This is a genomic window from Streptomyces sp. NBC_00443, from assembly GCF_036014175.1.
Taxonomy (GTDB): Bacteria; Actinomycetota; Actinomycetes; order Streptomycetales; family Streptomycetaceae; genus Streptomyces.
The window spans coordinates 3,789,007-3,809,741 of the sequence record NZ_CP107917.1 but is presented as its reverse complement, the minus strand read 5'-3'; the positions used below and the strand labels follow the sequence as shown (position 1 = coordinate 3,809,741).

Annotated in this window: 19 protein-coding genes; 8 read left to right on the top strand and 11 right to left on the bottom strand. The window is 70.1% G+C overall.

Features of this window, described 5'->3' with window-relative positions:
• Positions 1–12: 12 nt before the first annotated feature.
• Positions 13–1,515 carry a peptide MFS transporter gene (locus OHO27_RS16910; protein WP_328424758.1) on the bottom strand — a complete coding sequence of 501 codons (1,503 nt, stop codon included), beginning with the start codon at positions 1,513–1,515 and terminating at the stop codon, positions 13–15.
• 207 nt (positions 1,516–1,722) lie between these two features.
• On the opposite strand from OHO27_RS16910, the gene OHO27_RS16905 reads away from it, so the two are divergent.
• The 6 genes from OHO27_RS16905 (at position 1,723) to OHO27_RS16880 (ending at position 7,687) form a co-directional block, all read left to right on the top strand.
• Positions 1,723–2,733, top strand: coding sequence for a polyprenyl synthetase family protein (locus OHO27_RS16905; protein ID WP_328424756.1), 1,011 nt, complete (start codon positions 1,723–1,725; stop codon positions 2,731–2,733).
• A gap of 299 nt (positions 2,734–3,032) precedes the next feature.
• Positions 3,033–3,194: a hypothetical protein gene (locus tag OHO27_RS16900; RefSeq protein ID WP_328424755.1), complete on the top strand. Its 162-nt coding sequence runs from the start codon at positions 3,033–3,035 to the stop codon at positions 3,192–3,194.
• A gap of 74 nt (positions 3,195–3,268) precedes the next feature.
• On the top strand, positions 3,269–4,069 hold the full coding sequence (locus tag OHO27_RS16895) for a CHRD domain-containing protein (RefSeq protein ID WP_328424754.1): 801 nt from the start codon (positions 3,269–3,271) through the stop codon (positions 4,067–4,069).
• A gap of 284 nt (positions 4,070–4,353) precedes the next feature.
• Positions 4,354–5,619: a LolA family protein gene (locus OHO27_RS16890; RefSeq protein ID WP_328424752.1), complete on the top strand. Its 1,266-nt coding sequence runs from the start codon at positions 4,354–4,356 to the stop codon at positions 5,617–5,619.
• Between the two features lie 48 nt (positions 5,620–5,667).
• Positions 5,668–6,777 (top strand): ABC transporter ATP-binding protein, encoded by a 1,110-nt coding sequence (locus OHO27_RS16885; protein WP_328424750.1) that lies wholly within the window; start codon positions 5,668–5,670, stop codon positions 6,775–6,777.
• The gene (locus OHO27_RS16880; RefSeq protein WP_328424748.1) at positions 6,764–7,687 is read left to right on the top strand and encodes an ABC transporter permease; all 924 of its coding nucleotides are present in this window, start codon (positions 6,764–6,766) and stop codon (positions 7,685–7,687) included. The genes OHO27_RS16885 and OHO27_RS16880 overlap by 14 nt, the downstream gene beginning before the upstream one ends.
• A 24-nt stretch (positions 7,688–7,711) precedes the next feature.
• Here OHO27_RS16880 and OHO27_RS16875 read toward each other — a convergent pair whose 3' ends face one another.
• From OHO27_RS16875 to OHO27_RS16865, 3 genes are all read right to left on the bottom strand, one after another.
• A complete protein-coding gene (locus OHO27_RS16875) occupies positions 7,712–8,296 on the bottom strand; it encodes a flavodoxin family protein (protein ID WP_328424746.1) in 585 nt (194 codons plus the stop codon).
• 82 nt (positions 8,297–8,378) lie between these two features.
• Complete coding sequence (locus OHO27_RS16870) at positions 8,379–9,866, bottom strand: amidase (protein WP_328424744.1); 1,488 nt, start codon at positions 9,864–9,866, stop codon at positions 8,379–8,381.
• 138 nt (positions 9,867–10,004) lie between these two features.
• Positions 10,005–10,526, bottom strand: a complete 522-nt coding sequence (locus OHO27_RS16865) for a DUF6668 family protein (RefSeq protein WP_328424742.1) — start codon at positions 10,524–10,526, stop codon at positions 10,005–10,007.
• A gap of 291 nt (positions 10,527–10,817) precedes the next feature.
• Between OHO27_RS16865 and OHO27_RS16860 the strand changes: the two genes are divergently transcribed.
• Entirely contained in the window at positions 10,818–12,134 is a 1,317-nt protein-coding gene (locus OHO27_RS16860) for a tetratricopeptide repeat protein (RefSeq protein WP_328424740.1), read from the top strand.
• A gap of 42 nt (positions 12,135–12,176) precedes the next feature.
• On the opposite strand, the gene OHO27_RS16855 is transcribed toward OHO27_RS16860, so the two are convergent.
• The 4 genes from OHO27_RS16855 to OHO27_RS16840 form a co-directional block, all read right to left on the bottom strand.
• Positions 12,177–13,121, bottom strand: a complete 945-nt coding sequence (locus OHO27_RS16855; RefSeq protein ID WP_328424738.1) for a M28 family metallopeptidase — start codon at positions 13,119–13,121, stop codon at positions 12,177–12,179.
• A 160-nt stretch (positions 13,122–13,281) separates the two neighbouring features.
• Complete coding sequence (locus OHO27_RS16850) at positions 13,282–13,764, bottom strand: VOC family protein (RefSeq protein ID WP_328424736.1); 483 nt, start codon at positions 13,762–13,764, stop codon at positions 13,282–13,284.
• Between the two features lie 126 nt (positions 13,765–13,890).
• Positions 13,891–14,844 carry an EamA family transporter RarD gene (gene rarD, locus OHO27_RS16845; RefSeq protein WP_328424734.1) on the bottom strand — a complete coding sequence of 318 codons (954 nt, stop codon included), beginning with the start codon at positions 14,842–14,844 and terminating at the stop codon, positions 13,891–13,893.
• A gap of 188 nt (positions 14,845–15,032) precedes the next feature.
• The gene (locus OHO27_RS16840) at positions 15,033–15,887 is read right to left on the bottom strand and encodes an SDR family oxidoreductase (protein WP_328424732.1); all 855 of its coding nucleotides are present in this window, start codon (positions 15,885–15,887) and stop codon (positions 15,033–15,035) included.
• 89 nt (positions 15,888–15,976) lie between these two features.
• On the opposite strand from OHO27_RS16840, the gene OHO27_RS16835 reads away from it, so the two are divergent.
• Positions 15,977–16,387 (top strand): winged helix-turn-helix transcriptional regulator, encoded by a 411-nt coding sequence (locus OHO27_RS16835; protein WP_328424730.1) that lies wholly within the window; start codon positions 15,977–15,979, stop codon positions 16,385–16,387.
• A gap of 74 nt (positions 16,388–16,461) precedes the next feature.
• Here OHO27_RS16835 and OHO27_RS16830 read toward each other — a convergent pair whose 3' ends face one another.
• The 3 genes from OHO27_RS16830 to OHO27_RS16820 form a co-directional block, all read right to left on the bottom strand.
• The gene (locus tag OHO27_RS16830; RefSeq protein ID WP_328424728.1) at positions 16,462–17,541 is read right to left on the bottom strand and encodes a 2-oxoacid:ferredoxin oxidoreductase subunit beta; all 1,080 of its coding nucleotides are present in this window, start codon (positions 17,539–17,541) and stop codon (positions 16,462–16,464) included.
• A complete protein-coding gene (locus tag OHO27_RS16825) occupies positions 17,534–19,462 on the bottom strand; it encodes a 2-oxoacid:acceptor oxidoreductase subunit alpha (protein ID WP_328424726.1) in 1,929 nt (642 codons plus the stop codon). The genes OHO27_RS16830 and OHO27_RS16825 overlap by 8 nt, the downstream gene beginning before the upstream one ends.
• 286 nt (positions 19,463–19,748) lie before the next feature.
• Positions 19,749–20,447, bottom strand: a complete 699-nt coding sequence (locus OHO27_RS16820) for a response regulator transcription factor (RefSeq protein WP_328424724.1) — start codon at positions 20,445–20,447, stop codon at positions 19,749–19,751.
• Positions 20,448–20,735: the final 288 nt, after the last annotated feature.

The following is a 20,735-nucleotide window of genomic DNA, read 5'->3' as shown; positions in this document are numbered from 1 at the left end:
ATCCCCGTCAGGTCAGTGCACCGGGTGCATCGTGCGGCGAAGCCAGCGTGCCGCGGCCATCACGGCGAGCCCCGCGGCCACCGCGATCGCGCCGTTGACGCCGAAGTAGGCGGGCTGGGAGACGTCGTCGTAGAGCTTCACCGTCTGCGCCTGGATGCCGTTGGCCAGGGCGAGGGACAGGAACCAGAGGGACATGGTCTGGCTGGCGAACGCGGCCGGGGCGAGCTTGGTCGTGGCCGACATGCCGGAGGTCTCCAGGAGGACGTCGCCGAGGCCCAGCAGGAGGTACGAACCCACGATCCACCACACGGACATGAGGTAGTCGTCGGAGGAGTGCCCGGAGGTCGGCAGCACCATCAGCAGGAAGGACAGGCCGCCGAGGACGACCCCGATCGCGATCTTGTTGGACGCGTGCGGCTGGCGGCGCCCCATCCGGACCCACAGCGCGGCCACGACGGGGGCGAGTGCGACCTCGAAGGCGCCGAGGGCGGACGCGTACCAACTGGCGGGGAAGTCGAAGCCGAGGATCGCCGTCTCGGCGTTCGCCGAGGCCAGCAGGATCATCGTCGAGTACGCCTGGAAGAGGATGAAGTTGAAGACCGTCGAGGCGAGGAACAGGACGATGTACGGGCGGAGCCGACCGCGTTCCTCGGGGGTCACACGCGGGCTGGAGAACATCACCGCGAAGTAGACGGCCGGGGCGATCACCGAGACGAGCGTGAGCAGGTCGACGAAGCGGTCCATGGTGAGCCAGCCGGCGGCGGCGAGCAGGATGGCGACCGCCGCGATGACGACGAGGCCCGTGACGATCAGACGGATTGCCCGGCGCATCGCCTCCGGAGACAGCGCGAATTCGGCGGCGTGCTTCCGTCCGGCCAGGTGACGGCGGCCGGCGACGTACTGGACCAGGCCGAACGTCATGCCGATCGCGGCAGCCGAGAAGCCCCAGTGCCAGCCCTTGTGGTCGCCGAGCCAGCCGGTGACGAGCGGGCCCGCGAAGGCGCCGATGTTGATCGCCATGTAGTAGAGGGCGAAGCCGGCGTCACGGCGGTCGTCGTCGGTGCGGTAGAGCTTGCCGACCATGGTGGCGACGTTGGGCTTGAGGAGCCCCGTGCCGGCGCTGATCAGGCCGAGGCCCACCCAGGTCATGCCGGTGGTCGGCACCGCCATGGCGTAATGGCCGCAGGCGATGAGGATCCCGCCCCACAGCACCGCCCGGTACGAGCCGAGGATACGGTCGGCGAGCCAGCCGCCGGCGACCGAGACCAGATAGACGAGGGTGCCGTATGCGGCCGAGACGGAGGCCGCGGTTCCGGCCGACATGCCCATACCGCCGTGGGCGACCGTGTCGGCGAAGTACAGGACGAGGATGGCCTGCATACCGAGGAACGAGAAGCGTTCCCAGACCTCCAGACCGGAGAGGGTGAGGAGGCCTTTCGGCTGGCCGAGGAGGGCATGGTCGTCGCGGGGCGGGGGCCCGCTCTCGGGCTCGATGTCGACGTCGGTTCGGGACACGGGCCGCTACTTCCCTATAAAGGGATGGATATCCCGCCTTATCAGGTGATCAAAAACATACCGGTCGTGATCCGATACCGCCCGTGGTGGACGGGTGGGCGGCATCGGTGATCGAAACGTGACCGGATACGCTGACTTGAGTGATGTCAGCGACCTATCGACAAACCGTGTAACCGCCAGTAGACACCAGCAGACAGGAGACCCCTCGTGACCGTCGTCGGGCCGTTCGGGCTGAGCGTGCGGGACCAGGCTCTGGAAGCCGATGTCCAGGCCGGATTGGCGGCTGTCGAGGAGGGATTGCTCGAAGCCACCAAGAGTGAGGTCCCCTTCATCACGGAGGCCGCCCAGCATCTGGTGCGGGCGGGCGGAAAGCGGTTCCGGCCGTTGCTCGTGATGCTCGCTGCCCAGTTCGGGGACCCGTACGCGCCGGGGGTCGTGCCGTCAGCGGTGGTGGTGGAGCTGACCCATCTGGCGACGCTGTACCACGACGACGTGATGGACGAGGCCGAGGTGCGGCGGGGTGTCGACAGTGCGAACACCCGCTGGGGCAACTCGGTTGCCGTACTGACCGGGGACTTCCTGTTCGCGCGCGCCTCGCACACTCTCGCCGACCTCGGGCCCGAGGCGGTTCGAGTGCAGGCCGAGGCGTTCGAGCGGCTGGTCACCGGACAGATCCTGGAGACGGCGGGGCCGCAGGACGGGCGCGATCCGGTGGAGCACTACCTGGATGTGCTGAGCGGGAAGACCGGGTCGCTGGTCGCGGTGTCGTGCCGGTTCGGGGCGATGATGTCGGGCGCCGACGAGACGGTGGTCGATGTGCTCACCCAGTACGGGGAGCGGCTGGGTGTCGCCTTCCAGCTCGCGGACGACGTACTGGACATCGCCAGTGACTCCCACGAGTCCGGGAAGACGCCGGGGACGGATCTCCGTGAGGGGATTCCTACGCTGCCCGTGCTGCGGTTGCGGGAGCGGGCCGAGAGGTTGGGGCTGGCGGAGGATGTCGCCCTGTGTGAGCTGCTGGACTCCGATCTGACGGACGACGCTCGGCATGCGGAGGCGTTGGCCGCGCTGCGGGAGCATCCGGCGCTGGAGCAGGCTCGGCGGGACACGGTGCGGTATGCGGAGGATGCGCGGGCCGCGTTGGCGCCGTTGGCGGATATCGGTGCCAAGGCTGCGTTGATGGAGTTGTGCGATGCGGTGGTGCATCGGGCGGGGTAGCGGTTCTCGCCCCCGCCGCCCCTACCCTTCCCGTCCTTGAAGAGGCGCTGCCCCTTCGACCCCGGTCCCTGGGGGCTGTCGCCCGCAGACCCGCTGTCGGCCTGAACGGCCTCGTCCTCAAACGCCCCCAGAGGGGGCACCCCCAGACGGGCTGAAATGCCCGGACTCGCGCCGAGTGTTGCTGTGGCGCACATCACTGAGTTGGACTGAGTCCAAAGTAAGATCGACTCCGTACGAATGCCCAGAAGCTGACGCAGGGGGCGTCAGCTGCACTACGGGGAGAAAACAGAATCATGGGCATGAACGCGACGTTATCGAAGCGCCGTAAGAGCCTGATCGTCACCGCTGTCGCGGTGGCTGCCGCGGGTGGGGTCGCCGCCGCGGTGATTCCCGCCTTCGCCGCCGGAGGTGCCCGCGCCGACCACGCGGGTCACGTCGGAGGCGATGCGCAGGGGTCGTGAGTCGGAGTGGCGCCGCCGCCGGCGCCGGGGGCACGGTCCTCGCCGCAAGTCTTCGGGGGGCGAACGAGGTGCCCGTGGCTGGTGGGCCCGCCGTCGGGGACAAGGACGGCGCCGCCGTGCAGTTCGTGAAGGTCAAGGGCGACAAGGTGTCCGTCGCCGTCACCTGGCGCGGCACCGGCAAGCCGACCGCCCTGCACATCCACCAGGGTGCCAAGGGCACCAACGGCGGCATCAAGGTCGACTTCGGCGGGCTCATCGGCAAGGAAAAGGGCAAGGAAAAGGGCAAGGGCAACGGCAAGGGGCGCAGCCTCACCGGCACCGTCACCGTGAAGGACCGCTCCCTTCTCAACGCCCTCAAGACCGACCCGAGTTCCTTCTACGCCAACCTCCACACGGCCGAGTTCCCGGGCGGCGCCGTCCGTGGGCAGCTCCACAAGGTCACCGTCGCCGAGTTCGACTTCCGTGACGCGCTCGACAACTTCCAGGCATCCGTCGTCAAGGGCAAGCAGATCTACGAGTGCAAGCCGGCCGAGGACGGCGGGTACGCCTTCGCGCAGCGGGACGTCAGTGCCGTACTCGGCGGCCGTATCGCGCACTCCTTCGTCGCCCCCAACTCCGGTACGCCGCAGTGGATCGCGCGGGACGGCAGTGCGGTGACGGGGGCCGTCATCTCCAAGACGCCCAACGGCGAACGCAACATCCCCGAACTGGACCTGAAGGCCACCCAGTCCGGCAAGCACCGCGGCCTCCTCGCCGACACCGCCGAGATCCTGCGGCTGAACACCGTCGGCGGCGTCGCCCCGGTCGGGTCCTGTGCACCCGGCGCGATCGTCGGGGTGCCGTACCAGGCGGACTACGTGTTCATCAACGGCTGATCCGGCGCGTTCAGCGCGCACGCACGGCGGCGTCTTCCACCCCGACCCCTACGGGTCGGGGGAGGCGCCGCCTTCGTGTGTCATACCGGAGGTGTACGCGGAGTTGGCTCCGAAGGTTGACGTATCTCGGCGGCCGATTTGGTCAGATGGAAACCACGGACAACACCACTCCTCACCGATTCGGGTGAGAATGGCGGCTCAGGGGTGGAGCAGTGCGGGGTCGAAAGACTCGCGGGCGACGAACGAGAAGGACAGCCGCCGCCGACGACGGAGGTAAGGCAGACATGGCACCGTACGAATCCGACGACAGTACGACCGCAGCGGAGGTCGACGACCACCGCGCGGGGCGGCGCAAGGCCGCGCGGTACGTCGTCCCGGTCGCGGTCGTGGGCGTCGCGGCAGCGACCATCGGGCTCGTCCCGGCGCTCGCCGACTCCGGCGACCCGGACCTGCCGAAGATCACCGCAGAGCAACTCATCGAGAAGATCGCGCAGTCGGACGTACAGCAGCTGTCCGGCACCGTGAAGATCAGCACCGACCTGGGGCTGCCGGACCTCGGCGGGCTGGAGTCCAGCTTCGCCTCCGGCGCCATGGCGTCGGGCCCGGACGGCGGATCGTCCGCCGACCCGACCGCCAAGCTCACAGAGCTGGCGTCCGGCACGCACACCCTGCGCGTCGCCCTCGACGGCGACGACAGGCAGAAGCTCTCCCTCCTGGAGAACGCCTCCGAGTACAGCCTCATCCACAACGGCAAGGACATCTGGGGCTACGACAGCAAGTCGAACGAGGTCTTCCACGGCACCGCCGAGGAGGCGAAGGACGGACACGGGAAGGAAGACGTTCCGGCCACGCCCAAGGACTTCGCCGAGGAGGCGCTCAAGTCGGTCGACGACACCACGTCCGTCACCGTCGACGGCACCGCACATGTCGCGGGCCGGGACGCGTACCGGCTGCTCATCAAGCCGAAGCAGTCCGGGACCACGGTCGGCGCGATCACCGTGGCCGTGGACGCCAGGACCGGCATGCCGCTGAAGTTCACGCTGACCCCGTCGAGCGGCGGCGCGGCAGTGATCGACGCCGGCTTCACCCAGGTCAGCTTCGCCAAGCCGGCCGCCTCGACCTTCGACTTCACCCCGCCCAAGGGTGCGAAGGTCACCGAGGAGGGTGAGCTGGAAGGCAAGGCCCGGGAGCACGGCGGCCCCAAGTCCGAGGACGAGCTGCGCAAGGAGCTCGACAAGGAACTCGGCGGCCTGAAGTCCGAGGACAAGCTCGGCAAGGCTTCCGACGAGGGTCCCGAGGTCATCGGCGAGGGCTGGAACTCCGTGGCCGTCTTCGACAACGGCGGCGAGGGCGTCCCCTCCGGCGCCGAGGTCGGCGGCGACATGGGCGGCTTCCTCGACTCCCTGGGCGACAAGGTCACCGGCAAGTTCGGTTCGGGCACGGTCTTCAAGACCCGCCTGATCAACGCCCTGATCACGGACGACGGCAAGGTCTACGTCGGTGCGGTCGACAAGGACGCGCTCGTGAAGGCGGCCGACTCGGGGAAGTAGCCCCCACGTCACGAGGGGTCAGAGGAGCCAAGGGAGCCAAGGGAGCGCATGGAGGAACTGCCCGCCGCGGAGGGCGACGAGGGCGACGAGGTCGACAAGGCCGGCCGGCTGGATCAGGCCGATCATGGCGGCCAGGTCGATCACGCCGGCTCGGTCGGCTCGGTCGGCCAGGCTGGCTCGGTTGGCCAAGCCGGTCAAGCCGGCCCTTTGGCCCCGGTCGACCACGTCGACACGGTGATCGCCACCCGCGCGCTCACCAAGCGCTACCGCGGCGGGCAGCTTGCCGTGGACGGTCTCGATCTGACCGTCCCGGCGGGCAGCGTCTTCGGCTTCCTCGGCCCGAACGGCTCGGGCAAGACCACCACCATCCGCATGCTGATGGGCCTCATCCAGCCCACCTCCGGTGCCGCGCGCGTGCTCGGGCAGCCCATGCCCCGGTCCGCGCGCGCGGTACTGCCGCACGTCGGCGCCCTCATCGAGGGACCCGCCCTGTACGGCTTCCTCTCCGGCCGCGACAACCTCGTCCGGTACGACGCCGCCGACCCGACCGCCGATCCGCGCACCCGGCGTACGCGTGTCGCGGCTGCCCTGGACCGGGTGGGCCTCGCGGCCGCGTCCGGCAAGAAAGCCAAGGCCTACTCGCTAGGCATGAAGCAGCGGCTGGGACTCGCGGCCGCGCTGCTCCAGCCGCGCAGACTCCTCGTCCTCGACGAGCCGACCAACGGCCTCGATCCGCAGGGCATGCGTGAAATCCGTTCCCTGATCCGGGAGCTGGCGTCCGACGGCACGACCGTCTTCCTCTCCTCCCACCTCCTCGACGAGATCGAGCAGGTCTGCACGCACGCGGCCGTGATGGCGCAGGGCAGGCTGATCACCCAGGGCGCGGTCGCGGAGCTGGCGGCCGGGGTGCGCGGCCGGCTCGTCGTGACCACTCCCGACACCGGGGACGCGGCCCGGGTGCTGAAGGAGCAGGGTGCCGGTGACGTCGTCATCACCGACGACCGGGTGACCGCAGAACCTCCGGACCGTGATCTCGCCGACGTCAACGCGGCGTTGGTGTCGGCCGGAGTCCGCGTCCGGGGCTTCGGTGTCGAACGGGCCTCCCTGGAGGACGCGTTCGTGGCCCTCACGGGGGAGGGGTTCGATGTCGCAGGCTGAAGCGACCCGGCAGGGCAGGGAGAGCACGAGGCCGGGCGGCGAGCTCGCAGGCGGCCGAAAGGTCAGTCCGCTGTGGACCTTCGGTCTCCTCCGCAGCGAACTGCTCACCACGTTCCGCCGCTGGCGCACCCTCGCGCTGCTCGCCGTCCTGGCGGCCGTGCCGATCCTGGTCGGGATCGCCGTGAAGATCGAGACGAGCGGCGACGGGTCGACGGGAGGCGGTGGCCCGCAGGGCGGCGGGCCGGCGTTCATCTCGCAGATCACCAACAACGGCCTGTTCCTGGTCTTCACCGCGCTGGCCGCGACGCTCCCGTTCTTCCTGCCCATGGCGATCGGCGTCATCGCGGGCGACGCGATAGCCGGCGAGGCGAGTGCCGGCACCCTCCGCTATCTCCTGGTCGCCCCCGCCGGCCGCACCCGCCTGCTCCTCACCAAGTACGCCACCACGATGGCCTTCTGCCTGGTGGCCACCCTCGTGGTTGCCGTCTCGGCGCTCACGGTCGGAGCGTTGCTCTTCCCGCTGGGCGACCTGACGACGATCTCGGGCACACGGATCAGCTTCGCGGAGGGGCTGGGCCGCGCCCTGCTGATCGCCCTGGTCGTCGCCGCGTCCCTGATAGGCGTGGCGGCGCTCGGGCTGTTCGTCTCGACGCTGACCAACAGCGGCATCGCGGCGATGGCGACGACGGTCGGCCTGCTGATCACCGTCCAGATCCTCGACCAGATCCCCCAGCTCCACGCGATCCAGCCGTACTTCTTCTCCCACTACTGGCTCTCCTTCGCCGACCTCATGCGCGAACCCGTCTACTGGGACGACCTGGTCAGGAACCTGGGGATCCAGGCGCTGTACGCGGCGGTGTTCGGCTCGGCGGCGTGGGCGAGGCTCACGGCGAAGGACGTCACCGCGTAGGGGGCACGCCAGTTTCGGTGGCAGTCACTCCGTTTCGTACGGGAAGCGTGCGAGCGGCGCCTCCTGCGCGAAGAAGGTCTTCGCGCGCGCAAGGGCCTCGGCGTCGTTCAGCACGTCACCGGGCTTGCTGCCATTGCCGAGCAGCACCCCGCCGAAGCGCATCCGCATGTACGCGGCGGAGTTGCTGAGCGTCCCGGCCAGCGGGTCGGCAACCTCCTGCTCCTGGTGTGCGAGCGCGGTGACGCCCCACAGGGTGCGCCCCGCCATGGTCGCCTTGAAGTCGATCCCGGGAGTGCGCAGCCAGCCCGACCAGTAGTCGAGGTAGCGCTTGACGTGGGCGGACACCGAGTACCAGTACAGAGGCGAGGCGATCACGATGTCGGTGGCCGCGAGGGTGGCGTCGAGCAGCAGCGCCACGTTCCCCTGCGTGGGGCGGACATGGTCGCTGTCGTGCCGCAGATCCTCGAAGTCGGGCAGCGGGTGTGCGGCCAGGTCGATCCACTGCTGTTCGACCCCCTCGGGCAACTGCTCGGCGGCCCGGCGGGCCAACAACTCGGTGTTGCCGTCCGAGCGGCTGCTGCCGAGGAGGAACAGGAAACGGCGGGTCATGGGTCCCCCAAACGGTCGGCCCGTCATCAGGCCGTAGTCGGCGTACGGCAACTAATCGCACGTGCATTATATGCATACGCATTCAGATGCCGTCGGCGGTCGGCCAAGGTCCGATGTGTCTCTCGGCCACCCCTGCCACCGCAAGCAACAGTGACTCCGCGCCATGTGCCGCCACCAACTGGAGCCCGACCGGACACCTGTCCGGCCCGAACCCCGCCGGGACGCTGATGGCCGGATGTCCGCTCAGGTTGAACGCCCAGGTGAGCGCGGTGGAATACCGGTCGCCGGGACCGTCGTGGCCGTGCGGCGGGGTCGGGGCGGTCGGGGTCAGCAGAAGCCGGGCCTCGGTGAAGAGGCCGGTCAGGCGGTTGTCGTTGGCGGCCCGGATCCGGTGGGCGCCAGGGTCGGCGGGGGCGGCGGCAGCCGGGGAGCGTAGGGCGAGCCATGCCGGGGCGGGGTCGTCGAGGCGGAGCGGAGTGCGTGGGCGTATGAGCCGTATCGCGTCGGCTTCGGCCAGCCGTAGGGCCGCGGCGTGGGCCACGGCGACGACGTCCGGGTCGGGGGAGTCGAAGCCGAGGTCGGGGGACCATACGGCGGTCGGAACCTCGGGCCGGTCGGCCGGCCTGCCGTACGGGGCGGTATCGGGTGTTCCGGCCAGGTTGTTATCGTACGGGGCGGTATCGGGTGTTCCGGCCAGGGCGCCGCTCCGGGCGGTAACGGATAGTCCGGCGAGGCTGTCGTACGGCCCGGGGTCGGCTGGTCCGGCGAGGCTGTCGTACCGATCGGTTTCGGGTGGTCCGGCGAGGCTGCCGTACCCACCGGAACCGGGTGGTCCGGCGAGGCTGCCGTACCCACCCGAACCGGGTGGCCCGTCCGAGCCCGCCGCTTCCCCCGACACCACACCCCAGTACGCCGCCACATCCGCCACACACCGCGCGAGCACTCCCGGCGCCGTCAGCCCCGTGCGGTCGGTCGACGGCAGTCGCCCGTTGCCGGCCTTGAGCCCGACGACCCCGCACCATGCCGCCGGAATCCGCACCGATCCGGCCCCGTCGCTCCCGGTCGCGAGCGGCACCAGCCCCGCCGCCACCGCCACCGCGGACCCGGCCGAGGAGCCGCCCGGCGTACGGTCGTGACGCCAGGGGTTGGCGGTACGGCCGTACCGGCCAAGTCCCCAGGTCTGCCAGGGGGTTCCGGGACCCGGAACGGACGTCGCCCCGACCGGCACACACCCCGCCGCGAGCAGGGGCCCCGCTGTCCGCAGCCCCCGCCGCCCCTTCACCCCGATCGGCACCCCGGCCAATGGCAGCCGCTCACCTGCCCCGACCCGCGCGTCCACCTCGCCGGCCCGCCGGAGCGCCTCATCGCCCCACACCTCGATGAAGGCGGCCAGAACGGGGTCGGCCCGCTCGATCCGTTCGAGGGCCTCCGCGACTACGTCGACGGCGCGGAGGGTGCGCGAGCGTACGGCCGAGGCGATCTCCACGGCGGACAGGGCGGCAGGGGCGGGGCCGGCGCCGGGGCCGAGGGCGGGGGCGGGGGCGGGATCCGGGCCGGGTGCGGGCGTCATGGGGTGATTCTCCGCGAGGCCCTCGCAAGGCTCGTGCGCTCCGCCGACCTGAGCCGCCGACCCCTTACGCCCGGCCGGCCTGTACCCCCGGCCGCCCTGCGCTCAGCCGACCTGGTCCGCCGCCCCGAACCACCGGCCTCAGCGAGAGCGCCCCGTCAACCGGGCCAACGCCGCCGCCTCCCGCGGCGCCTGCCCGCTCAGTTCGCCGAGTCGCCAGGCAGCCACCCACGGCACCCGGTACACATCGATGACCGACTCGATCACCTTGACGCGCTCGGCGAGCGGTCGCGGCAGCCGGCCCGGCGCGTCCGCGACCAGGACGACGGCATCGAGATCGAGCCCGTGCGGCGCCTCTCCGCGTCGGAAGACCTCGAGCGCGCCCAGGACCGCGGCCAGCCCGGCCGCATGCGTGCGGGCCACGAGCAGCACCGACGGGGGATCGGCCGGCCCGGGCCAGTCACGTCCGCAGTCGTGGCCGCCGTAGACCGCGGCGAGCGTGGAGGCACCCGCTCCACCGTGCACGCCGACCCAGGAGAAGCGCCGCGGCGTGACGGCGGCGGGGGAGGCCGAGGGCTCCTCGGGTAGGGCCGCCGGCCCGCGGAGCCAGATATCCGGCCCCGGCTCGGACCGCCCCTGCTGCACGTGCATGTCAGTCCGCATGCCCGTACTCCTCCCTCCCACGCGATTGATCTTGGCGCCAGGCATGAGAACGCTGTGACGTGGCACAAGCTCCTGGAACGAGTCTGTGACGCCCCGGTGACGCCCGCGCCGGGCGCGACCGGAGAGACTCGACAGTACGGGTAGGACGTGTCCGAAGTACGTGTACGACGTGTCCGACCTGTACGACCGGATGTTGATGCCGGGGAAGCGGTACCCGACGGCGGGAGGGAGCACCATGGAGCCCGAACGTGCTGTCGGTGAAACCCCCGGCACATGCGAGTGAGGGAAGCGATGTCTCGACTGAGCCGCGCGATGAAGCGGGAACAGAACCGCGCCGCGGCCGGGGCGCCCCCCGCGGTCGCGCCGATCGACGTACGCGTCCCCGCCGGCGGCCCGGGCGCGGGCGGTGCCTCGATCGGCGGCGTCCCCGTCACCGCGGTCCCCGGTGAGGAGATCCAGCACACCGTTCTGACCCACCTCCAGCGCATCGCCGTCGCCGCCGGTCAGTCCGTGCACGCCACGATCCACGACGAGCGGATCGGCTACGTAGTGCCGCTGCGGGTGGAGGCGGACGGATCCAGCCACTTCACCGACGAGCCCGTGCGGACGCCGCCGGCGGCGCCGAGCGGGTCCCCGGTGCCGGCAGAAGCCGTACGGCCTCCCGCGGGCCCGCCCGCCCCACCCCCGCCACCCGCGCCACCGGCAGCACAGCCCGCCCCGCCCGCCCCGAAGCCCTTGCCACCCCTGCAACCCGCGCCGCTCTCCTCGGATCAGGCTCCCCAACGGGACAGGCCCACGCATGTCCTACGACCGCTGCCGGGCCCGGAACCGGAGGCCTCGCCCACGTTCCGGCTGCGCGCACTCCCCGAGCCGGTGGAGGACGCCGCACCCGGCGCGGTCCCACCGCCGCTGGGGGAGTTCGGCCCACCGCCGTCCATGGACACGTGGCCGGAGCCGGTGAACCTGCCCGCCCCGCCCGCGGCCCCCGCCTCCGGCCCCGCCCGGGTACCCGACCCCGTCCTCGTCCCCGACCCTGCCCCTGCCCCTGAGCTCGACTCCAAGCCCACTCCGCCCCGCGGGTTCGACGCCGTGGCCGAAGCCGTCCTCGGGGACGCTCCGCCGGCCACGACCGCTGACGTCTCGCCCTTCGCGCAGCAGTTGGCCCAGGTCAACGAGGCCGTGAAGGAGGGGCGGACGACGGAGGCGACGGCACTCGCGGAGCGGACGGTGGCCCAGGCGTCGGCGGTGCTGGGACTGGAGCACCCCGAGGTGCTCGGGATGCGTGAACTCGCCGCGTACATCGCCTACCTGGCGGGCGACCCGGAGCGCGCTTTCGCCCTCGCCCTGGACGTGGCCCGGACGCATCACCGCACCGGCGACGCGGAGGCGGCGTACGGCAGCCTCCACGGCGCGGCCACGGCCTGGCGGGCGGTACGGGACCCGGCGCTGGGCCTGGCCCTCGGCCGGGACCTGCTCGCACTGTGGGACGAGCTCATGGCGCAGGGCGGCCCGGCCGCCGAGGAGGCCGAGGAACTGGAGTCGGCCCACGCCCGCATGGACCGCCTCACCGCCCGAGCCGCCAAGTCGGCCGAACCGCCCACCAGTTGAGGACCCCGAGGTTGAGGACCCCGAGGCTGAAGAGCCGGTGCCTTACTCCGACAGCTCCCACACCGCGTACGCGACGGCGTCGCTGTTACGGTTCAGAGCGGTGTCGTTGATGTTGGACGTGTTGTCGCAGGACGAGTGGTAGCAGCGGTCGAAGGACTGCCCCGACGTACCGCCCCACTTGGCCGCCTGCGCCGCGGTCTTCGTACGGCTGGCCCCCGTGAACAGCCCGCCCACCGGCACGCCCGCGCTCTTGAACGGTGCGTGGTCGGAGCGGCCGTCGCCCTCGGTCTCGATCTCGGTCGCTACGCCGAGTCCGGCGTAGTAGTCCTTGAAGGTCTTCTCGATCGCGGGGTCGTCGTCGTAGACGAAGTAGCCCGGGTTGGGCGAGCCGATCATGTCGAAGTTCAGATAGCCGCTGATCTTGGCGCGGTTGGCGGAGGAGAGGTTGTTGACGTAGTAGCGGGAGCCGACGAGCCCCAGCTCCTCCGCGCCCCACCAGGCGAACCGCAGATGCTTGGTGGGCTGGTAGGCGGCCCGGGACACGGCGAGCGCGGTCTCCAGGACGGCCGCGGAGCCGGAGCCGTTGTCGTTGATGCCGGGGCCGGAGGAGACGCTGTCGAGGTGGGAGCCGGCCATGACGACCTGGTTGGTGTCGCCGCCCGGCCAGTCGGCGATCAGGTTGTAGCCGGTACGGCCGCCGGACGTGAACTGCTGGATGGCCGTGGTGTACCCGGCGGCGTCCAGCTTGGCCTTCACATAGTCGAGGGAGGCCTTGTAGCCGGGGCGGCCGTGGGCGCGGTTGCCGCCGTTGGCGGTGGCTATGGACTGGAGCTGGGTGAGGTGGGCCTTCACGCTCGCCACGGGTATGTCGGGCGCGGCGGCGACGGACGGCGCGGGTGCCGCGCCGGCTATGGATCCGCCGGTCAGCAGCAGGACGGCCGCGACGGTACCGGCCGTCATCGCGCGCCCGGAGACGGAGAGCTTCATGTGGGGGGCTCCGAATTCCAGGGGCTCCCTGTGGGATGGCCACAGGGGAGCCACAGTGAATGGGGTGCCTGGATCGTGGAGCTAAGCCTGACTCTCCGTCAAGAGGGCTGTCGGCGCAGGAAGTTCGGGCACGCGAGAGGGTTTGAGGGTCCGGTGTGCCTCACTGCACGCAGAACTCGTTCCCCTCCGGGTCCGCCATCACCGCCCACTCCCCGCCCGGTTCCTTCACGTGCCGCAGCACGCTCGCCCCCAGCCCTTCCAGTCGCTGGACCTCGCTCTCGCGCTCCCCGGCCGCCGCGTGCAGATCGAGATGGAGCCGGTTCTTGACGGTCTTCGCCTCCGGCACGCGCTGGAACAGCACCCGCCGCCCCAGCCCTGTGCCGCTGTCCTTGTCGAACGGGTCGTCCGGATGCCGTACGGCCACCAGGTCCCGGAAGGCGAGACGCGCGTGGAACTCGACGACGGCCTCCCGCGGAAGCACGCCGAGCTCCAGCAGGCGCTCGATGAACGCGCCGTTGTCCTCGACCTCGTAGTGCAGTGCGGCGGCCCAGAAGTCGGCCTGGGACTGCGGGTTGGCGCTGTCGACGACGAGCTTCCAGTGGAGGGGGGCCGGGACGGAGGTGGATTTCGGTTCCTGTGTCATGCGACCACTCATATGGGGTGGGGGAGGGGGCCGCAATGAGAATCGCCGGGGCAGGGCAGTCTCAGCCGTCCGGTGTCCGCCGGTGCGGGCAGTCTCAGCCGCCCGGTGTCCGCCGGTGCGGCTGTTTCAGGCGTCCACCGCGGCGGACGCCGGCTTCTCCACCCGCGGCACGCTGAGCCGGGCCACCCTGCCCCGGTGCGCGGAGCGCCACGCATCGGCCGTCAGCAAGGTCAACGCCAGCCACACCAGCGCGAACCCGGCCCACCGCTCGGCAGGCATCGCCTCATGGAAGTACAGGATGCCGAGCAGGAACTGGAAGACCGGCGCCAGGTACTGCAGCAGCCCCAGCGTCGAGAGCGGCACGCGTATCGCCGCCGCGCCGAAGCAGACGAGCGGCAGGGCCGTCACGACGCCGGTGGCCGCGAGCAGGGCCACATGCCCGGAACCCTCCGAGGTGAACGTCGACTCCCCGCGCGCCGCCAGCCACGCCAGATACCCCACGGCGGGCAGGAACTGGATCGCGGTCTCCGCGGCCAGCGACTCGACGCCGCCCAGGTTGACCTTCTTCTTCACCAGCCCGTACGTGGCGAAGGAGAAGGCCAGGACCAGCGAGATCCACGGCGGCCGCCCGTACCCGACGGTCAGCACGATCACGGCCGCGAGGCCGACCCCGACCGCCGTCCACTGCACCGGCCGCAGCCGCTCCTTCAGCAGCAGCACGCCCATCGCGATGGTGACGAGCGGATTGATGAAGTATCCGAGGGACGCCTCGACCACGTGTCCCGAGTTCACGGACCAGATGTAGACGCCCCAGTTGACGGTGATCACGGCCGCTGCAACGGTGACGAGCGCCAGCCGCCGCGGCTGCCGTATCAGCTCGCCCGCCCAGGCCCAGCGCCGTACGAAGACCAGCGCGACCGCCACGAAGACGAGGGACCAGGCCATCCGGTGCGCGAGGATCTCGCCCGCGCCGGCGGGCTTCAGCAGGGGCCAGAAGAGGGGAACGAGCCCCCACATCCCATACGCGGCGAAGCCGTTCAGCAGTCCTGTACGCCGCTCTCCCTGCGACTTCCCGCTCACGGCCCCTCCTTCGCGCACACACCGGACCGCGCCCACGCGACGGTCTGCACGAAGGTAACGCCGAATGCCCCCGCCTGTCATGCCCGTATCGCCATACGGTCATGACAGCGGGGGTGGAGTGCCCAAGGTGCACTGGGGAGTCGGCCCTTGGGAGACCGGTCCTCAGGCACTCGGCCTCCGGGGAAGGCTCAGGCCTTCAGCCCGGCCGCGATCGCCTCGGCCAGCGGCGTGGTCGGACGGCCGGCCAGGCGGGACAGGTCCCCACTGTCGACGACCAGCTCGCCCTTCCCGATGGAGGCGTCCACGCCCGCCAGGATCACGGCGAAGGGCTCGGGCACCCCGGCGCCGGTCAGGATGCCCACGAGGGCGTCGGCGGAGACGGCGTTGTCGGCGATCTCCTTACCGGTCTGCCGGCTCAGCTCGGCGGCGTACTCGGCGAGGCTCCAGGCGACGTCGCCGCCCAGCTCGTACGTCTGGTTCTCGTGCCCCTCGCCGGTCAGTACGGCGACGGCGGCGGCCGCGTAGTCGGCGCGGGCGGCGGAGGAGACGCGTCCCTCGCCGGCGGCGTGGGTGACCGCGTTGTACTGCAGGACCGGGGCGAGGTTCTCGGTGTAGTTCTCGTGGTACCAGCCGTTGCGCAGCAGCGTGTACGGCAGCCCGGACTCCAGGAGCACCTTCTCGGTGCCGCGGTGGTCGTCGGCGAGGGCGGCCGTGAGGCTGCCGGGGGCGCTGGTGTAGGCGAGCAGGGCGACACCGGCTGCCTTTGCGGCGTCGATGACGACCTTGTGCTGGCCGACGCGGTCGCTGCCGACCTCGCTGCCGGATATGAGCAGCACCTTGTCGTCGGCCGCGAACAGTCCGTCGAAGGTCTCGGGCGCGTTGTAGTCGGCCACGGCGATCTTCACGCCGCGCTCGGCGAAGTCGGCGACCTTCTCGGGGGTGCGGACGACGGCGGTGACCTGACCGGCCGGAACCTTCTCCAGCAGCTGCTCCAGGACGTGGCGGCCGAGGTGTCCGGTGGCTCCGGTGACGACGATGCTCATGATCGGAACTCCTTGTGGGGTGCGATGGCACTAACCCTAGGAGGTGCACTAACTCAGCGAAAGTACCCACTTTGAAGTAAGGTACTGGCATGGCAGTTAGTGACATGGCGAGCATGACGACGAGCGCGACCACGGGCAAGTACGACATCGGCGAGCAGATGTGCCCCCACCGCCTGGTCCTGGAGCACGTCACCAGCCGCTGGGGCGTCCTCGTCCTGATCGAACTCCTGGAGCGCCCCTATCGCTTCAGTGAACTGCGCCGGGCGATCGGCCGGGTCAGCGAGAAGATGCTGACCCAGACCCTCCAGACGCTGGAACGGGACGGCCTGATCCACCGCGACGCCCACCCGGTGATCCCTCCGCGGGTCGACTACTCCCTGACCGACCTCGGCCGCGAGGCGGCGGAAAAGGTGCGCGGGCTGGCGCTGTGGACCAAGGACCGGATGGAAGACGTGCAGAACGCGCGGGACGCGTACGACGCGCGCAAGAGCGGCGCCTGAAGCGAGTCGAGGGCACGGACAGGGCCCGGATGCCGTACGACAGCCGGGCCCTCGACTCTCTTCGAACGTGGCGGTCAGCCGACGACCGTCCAGGTGTCCCCACCCGCCAGCAGCCCGGCCAGATCCCCCTTGCCGTTCTGCTCGATCGCCGTGTCCAGCTGGTCGGCCATCTGCGTGTCGTACACCGGACGCTCCACCGAGCGCAGCACGCCGATCGGGGTGTGGTGCAGGGTGTCCGGGTCGGCCAGGCGGGACAGGGCGAAGGCCGTGGTCGGAGACGAGCAGTGGGCGTCGTGGACCAGGATCTGCGACTCGTTCTCCGGGGTCACGGTGACGACCTTCAGGTCGCCCGTCTGCGGGTCCCGGACGACGCCGCGCGCGCCATCGGTGCCGAAACGGATCGGCTGCCCGTGCTCCAGCCGGATCACGGCTTCCTCGGCCTGCTGCTTGTCCTTGAGGACCTCGAAGGCGCCGTCGTTGAAGATGTTGCAGTTCTGGTAGATCTCGATCAGCGCCGTACCCCGGTGCGCGGCCGCCTCGCGCAGCACCTGGGTGAGGTGCTTGCGGTCGGAGTCGACCGTGCGCGCCACGAAGGAGGCCTCCGCGCCGATGGCCAGGGACACCGGGTTGAAGGGCGCGTCCAGCGAGCCCATCGGCGTCGACTTGGTGACCTTGCCGACCTCGGAGGTCGGGGAGTACTGGCCCTTCGTCAGGCCGTAGATCCGGTTGTTGAACAGCAGGATCTTGAGGTTGACGTTGCGGCGCAGGGCGTGGATCAGATGGTTGCCGCCGATCGACAGCGCGTCACCGTCGCCCGTCACCACCCACACGCTCAGGTCCCGGCGCGACGTGGCAAGCCCCGTGGCGATCGCGGGGGCGCGGCCGTGGATGGAGTGCATCCCGTACGTGTTCATGTAGTACGGGAAGCGCGACGAACAGCCGATGCCCGAGACGAAGACGATGTTCTCCTTGGCCAGGCCCAGCTCCGGCATGAAGCCCTGAACGGCGGCGAGGATCGCGTAGTCACCGCACCCGGGGCACCAGCGCACTTCCTGATCGGACTTGAAGTCCTTCATGGACTGGCGGGCCTCGGCCTTGGGGATGAGCGAAAGTGCCTCGATCGTGTCCGTGCCTTCCGTGGACGTCTCAGGCATCGATGGCCTCCTTGAGAGCCTTGGCGAGCTGTTCCGCCTTGAACGGCATGCCGTTGACCTGGTTGTACGAGCGGGCATCCACCAGGTACCTCGCCCGGACCAGAGTGGCGAGCTGGCCGAGGTTCATCTCGGGGATCACCACCTTCTCGTAGCGTCCGAGTACCACGCCCAGGTTGCGCGGGAACGGGTTCAGATGGCGCAGATGCGCCTGCGCGATCGACTCGCCGGCGGTGCGCAGCCGGCGGACCGCGGCCGTGATCGGGCCGTACGTCGATCCCCAGCCCAGCACCAGCGTCTTCGCCTCGTGCGGGTCGTCGACCTCCAGGTCGGGCACCTCGATGCCGTCGATCTTGGCCTGGCGGGTGCGGACCATGAAGTCGTGGTTGGCCGGGGCGTAGGAGATGTTGCCCGTCCCGTCCTCCTTCTCGATGCCGCCGATCCGGTGCTCCAGGCCCGGCGTGCCCGGGATCGCCCACGGCCGGGCGAGGGTCTGCGGGTCGCGCTTGTACGGCCAGAAGACCTCACTGCCGTCCTCCAGGGTGTGGTTCGGACCCTGCGCGAACTGCACGGTCAGATCCGGCAGCTCCTCCAGCTCCGGGATCCGCCAGGGCTCCGAGCCGTTGGCGAGATAGCCGTCCGACAGCAGCATCACCGGAGTGCGGTACGTCAACGCGATCCGCACCGCCTCCAGGGCCGCGTCGAAGCAGTCGGCCGGGGTGCATGGGGCGACGATCGGCACCGGCGCCTCGCCGTTGCGGCCGAACATCGCCTGCAGCAGGTCCGCCTGCTCCGTCTTGGTCGGCAGCCCTGTCGAGGGCCCGCCGCGCTGGATGTCGATCACCAGCAGCGGCAGCTCCAGCGACACCGCCAGCCCGATCGTCTCCGACTTCAGCGCCACACCGGGGCCGGAGGTCGTGGTCACCGCCAGCGAACCGCCGAAGGCCGCACCCAGCGCCGCGCCGATGCCCGCGATCTCGTCCTCGGCCTGGAAGGTCCGTACACCGAAGTTCTTGTGCCGGCTCAGCTCGTGCAGGATGTCCGAGGCCGGGGTGATCGGATACGAGCCCAGATACAGCGGCAGGTCCGCCTGGCGGGACGCGGCGATCAGTCCGTAGGACAGGGCGAGGTTCCCGGAGATGTTGCGGTAGGTACCGACCGGGAAGGCCGTCGTTGCCGGCGCGATCTCGTAGGAGACGGCAAAGTCCTCCGTCGTCTCCCCGAAGTTCCAGCCCGCGTGGAAGGCCGCGATATTCGCCGCCGCGATGTCCGGCTTCTTGGCGAACTTCGACGTCAGGAACTTCTCGGTGCCCTCCGTCGGCCGGTGGTACATCCAGCTCAGCAGCCCCAACGCGAACATGTTCTTGCTGCGCTCGGCCTCCTTGCGGGTGAGGTCGAACTCCTTGAGCGCCTCGACCGTCAGCGTGGTCAGCGGCACCGGATGGAGGCTGTAACCGTCGAGCGAGCCGTCCTCCAGGGGGTTGGTGTCATAGCCCACCTTCTGCATCGCCCGTTTGGTGAACTCGTCCGTGTTGACGATGATCTCCGCGCCGCGCGGAAGATCGCCGATGTTGGCCTTCAGGGCCGCCGGGTTCATTGCGACCAGCACGTTCGGCGCGTCGCCCGGGGTCAGGATGTCGTGGTCGGCGAAGTGCAGCTGAAAAGAGGACACGCCCGGCAGAGTGCCGGCGGGAGCGCGGATCTCGGCCGGGAAGTTCGGCAACGTCGACAGGTCGTTGCCGAAGGACGCCGTTTCCGAGGTGAAACGGTCGCCGGTGAGCTGCATACCGTCGCCGGAGTCCCCCGCGAAACGAATGATCACCCGGTCCAGCCGGCGGACGTCCTTCGTCCCTGCCGGTTTGCGCTGCTCTCCCACGACGGCTTCGTCGGCCTGCTCCGCTGGGCTACTGACCTGGCTGGTCACTGAACTGGACCTCCTTCGAGGCGGCTGTCTGCGCTGGCCTTCCCGCAAGCCTTCCCAGGATCAACCCTACGTCCGCAAAGGTCGCCCTCCCTGGGCCATTCGCATGACGGACATGGGTTTGAGCTGGTTCGCCACTCTGACTTGTCATGATTTACACGCCCCCCGACGCTTCTTTTGGAGACGCTCCCTGTTCTTTGTTCGGTTGCCGCATTCGTACGTGGCAGCCGCTCTTTTCGGTGGGCGCCGCGCGAACGGTTGCCCATTTGACTGACACGGTGTCAGTCCGTCAGGAGTTCAGATAGGTGAGGACCGCAAGAACGCGTCGGTGATCCCCGTCACTCTGGGACAGTCCGAGCTTGAGGAAGATGTTGCTGACGTGCTTCTCGACGGCACCGTCGCTCACCACCAGCTGCCGGGCGATCGCGGAGTTGGTCCGCCCCTCCGCCATCAGCCCCAGGACCTCTCGCTCCCGCGGGGTGAGCCCCGCCAGCACGTCCTGCTTGCGGCTGCGGCCCAGCAGCTGGGCGACGACCTCCGGGTCGAGGGCCGTACCCCCTTGGGCCACCCGCACGACGGCGTCCACGAACTCCCGAACCTCCGCCACGCGGTCTTTGAGCAGATAGCCGACTCCACGGCTGGAACCGGCCAGCAGTTCCGTGGCGTACCGCTCCTCCACATACTGCGACAGGACGAGTACCCCGAGTCCGGGGTGCGTCTTGCGCAGCCGCACGGCCGCCCGCACGCCTTCGTCGGTGTGCGTCGGCGGCATTCTGACGTCCGCCACCACCACATCCGGCAGCTCGCCCAGCCCGTCCAGCTCCGTGATGGTCTTGATCAACGCTTCGCCGTCCCCGACGCCGGCCACGACCTCGTGCCCACGGTCGGTCAACAGCCGGGTCAGTCCCTCCCTGAGCAGCACCGAATCCTCGGCGATGACCACCCGCACCCTGTCCTCCACGATCCCCGGCCCCCCGCGCCTCAGCATTCGGCCGAGCGTGTCCCGGCCCTGTCGTCCTCGCGACCTCAGTATCCCGCGATCTGCTCGCCGTCACCGGGCCTGTGGATAACCTGCCGAGCCGGTTGGGATCGCTTGTGGACAAAGGAGGCGTCTTTGGGGGCGCGTGCTCGGGGAGCACTCGCCTTCAAGAGACCGAAGGAGGGCTTGGGGCCGAAGAGCCGTGGCCGGAGAAGGGCAGCGGGGGGCGTGACGATGGCCTGGAGGCGGACGAGGTCCGGCTCCAGGCCAATGACATTTGTCGAACTACAACAGTGG

Coding starts and splice junctions, on each gene's coding strand:
- OHO27_RS16850 (WP_328424736.1), bottom strand. CDS start 13,764: ATGACACAGGAACCGAAATCCACCTCCGTCCCGGCCCCCCTCCACTGG.
- OHO27_RS16855 (WP_328424738.1), bottom strand. CDS start 13,121: ATGAAGCTCTCCGTCTCCGGGCGCGCGATGACGGCCGGTACCGTCGCG.
- OHO27_RS16885 (WP_328424750.1), top strand. CDS start 5,668: ATGGAGGAACTGCCCGCCGCGGAGGGCGACGAGGGCGACGAGGTCGAC.
- OHO27_RS16870 (WP_328424744.1), bottom strand. CDS start 9,866: ATGACGCCCGCACCCGGCCCGGATCCCGCCCCCGCCCCCGCCCTCGGC.
- OHO27_RS16860 (WP_328424740.1), top strand. CDS start 10,818: ATGTCTCGACTGAGCCGCGCGATGAAGCGGGAACAGAACCGCGCCGCG.
- OHO27_RS16835 (WP_328424730.1), top strand. CDS start 15,977: ATGGCAGTTAGTGACATGGCGAGCATGACGACGAGCGCGACCACGGGC.
- OHO27_RS16900 (WP_328424755.1), top strand. CDS start 3,033: ATGAACGCGACGTTATCGAAGCGCCGTAAGAGCCTGATCGTCACCGCT.
- OHO27_RS16880 (WP_328424748.1), top strand. CDS start 6,764: ATGTCGCAGGCTGAAGCGACCCGGCAGGGCAGGGAGAGCACGAGGCCG.
- OHO27_RS16875 (WP_328424746.1), bottom strand. CDS start 8,296: ATGACCCGCCGTTTCCTGTTCCTCCTCGGCAGCAGCCGCTCGGACGGC.
- OHO27_RS16890 (WP_328424752.1), top strand. CDS start 4,354: ATGGCACCGTACGAATCCGACGACAGTACGACCGCAGCGGAGGTCGAC.
- OHO27_RS16820 (WP_328424724.1), bottom strand. CDS start 20,447: ATGCTGAGGCGCGGGGGGCCGGGGATCGTGGAGGACAGGGTGCGGGTG.
- OHO27_RS16840 (WP_328424732.1), bottom strand. CDS start 15,887: ATGAGCATCGTCGTCACCGGAGCCACCGGACACCTCGGCCGCCACGTC.
- OHO27_RS16865 (WP_328424742.1), bottom strand. CDS start 10,526: ATGCGGACTGACATGCACGTGCAGCAGGGGCGGTCCGAGCCGGGGCCG.
- OHO27_RS16830 (WP_328424728.1), bottom strand. CDS start 17,541: ATGCCTGAGACGTCCACGGAAGGCACGGACACGATCGAGGCACTTTCG.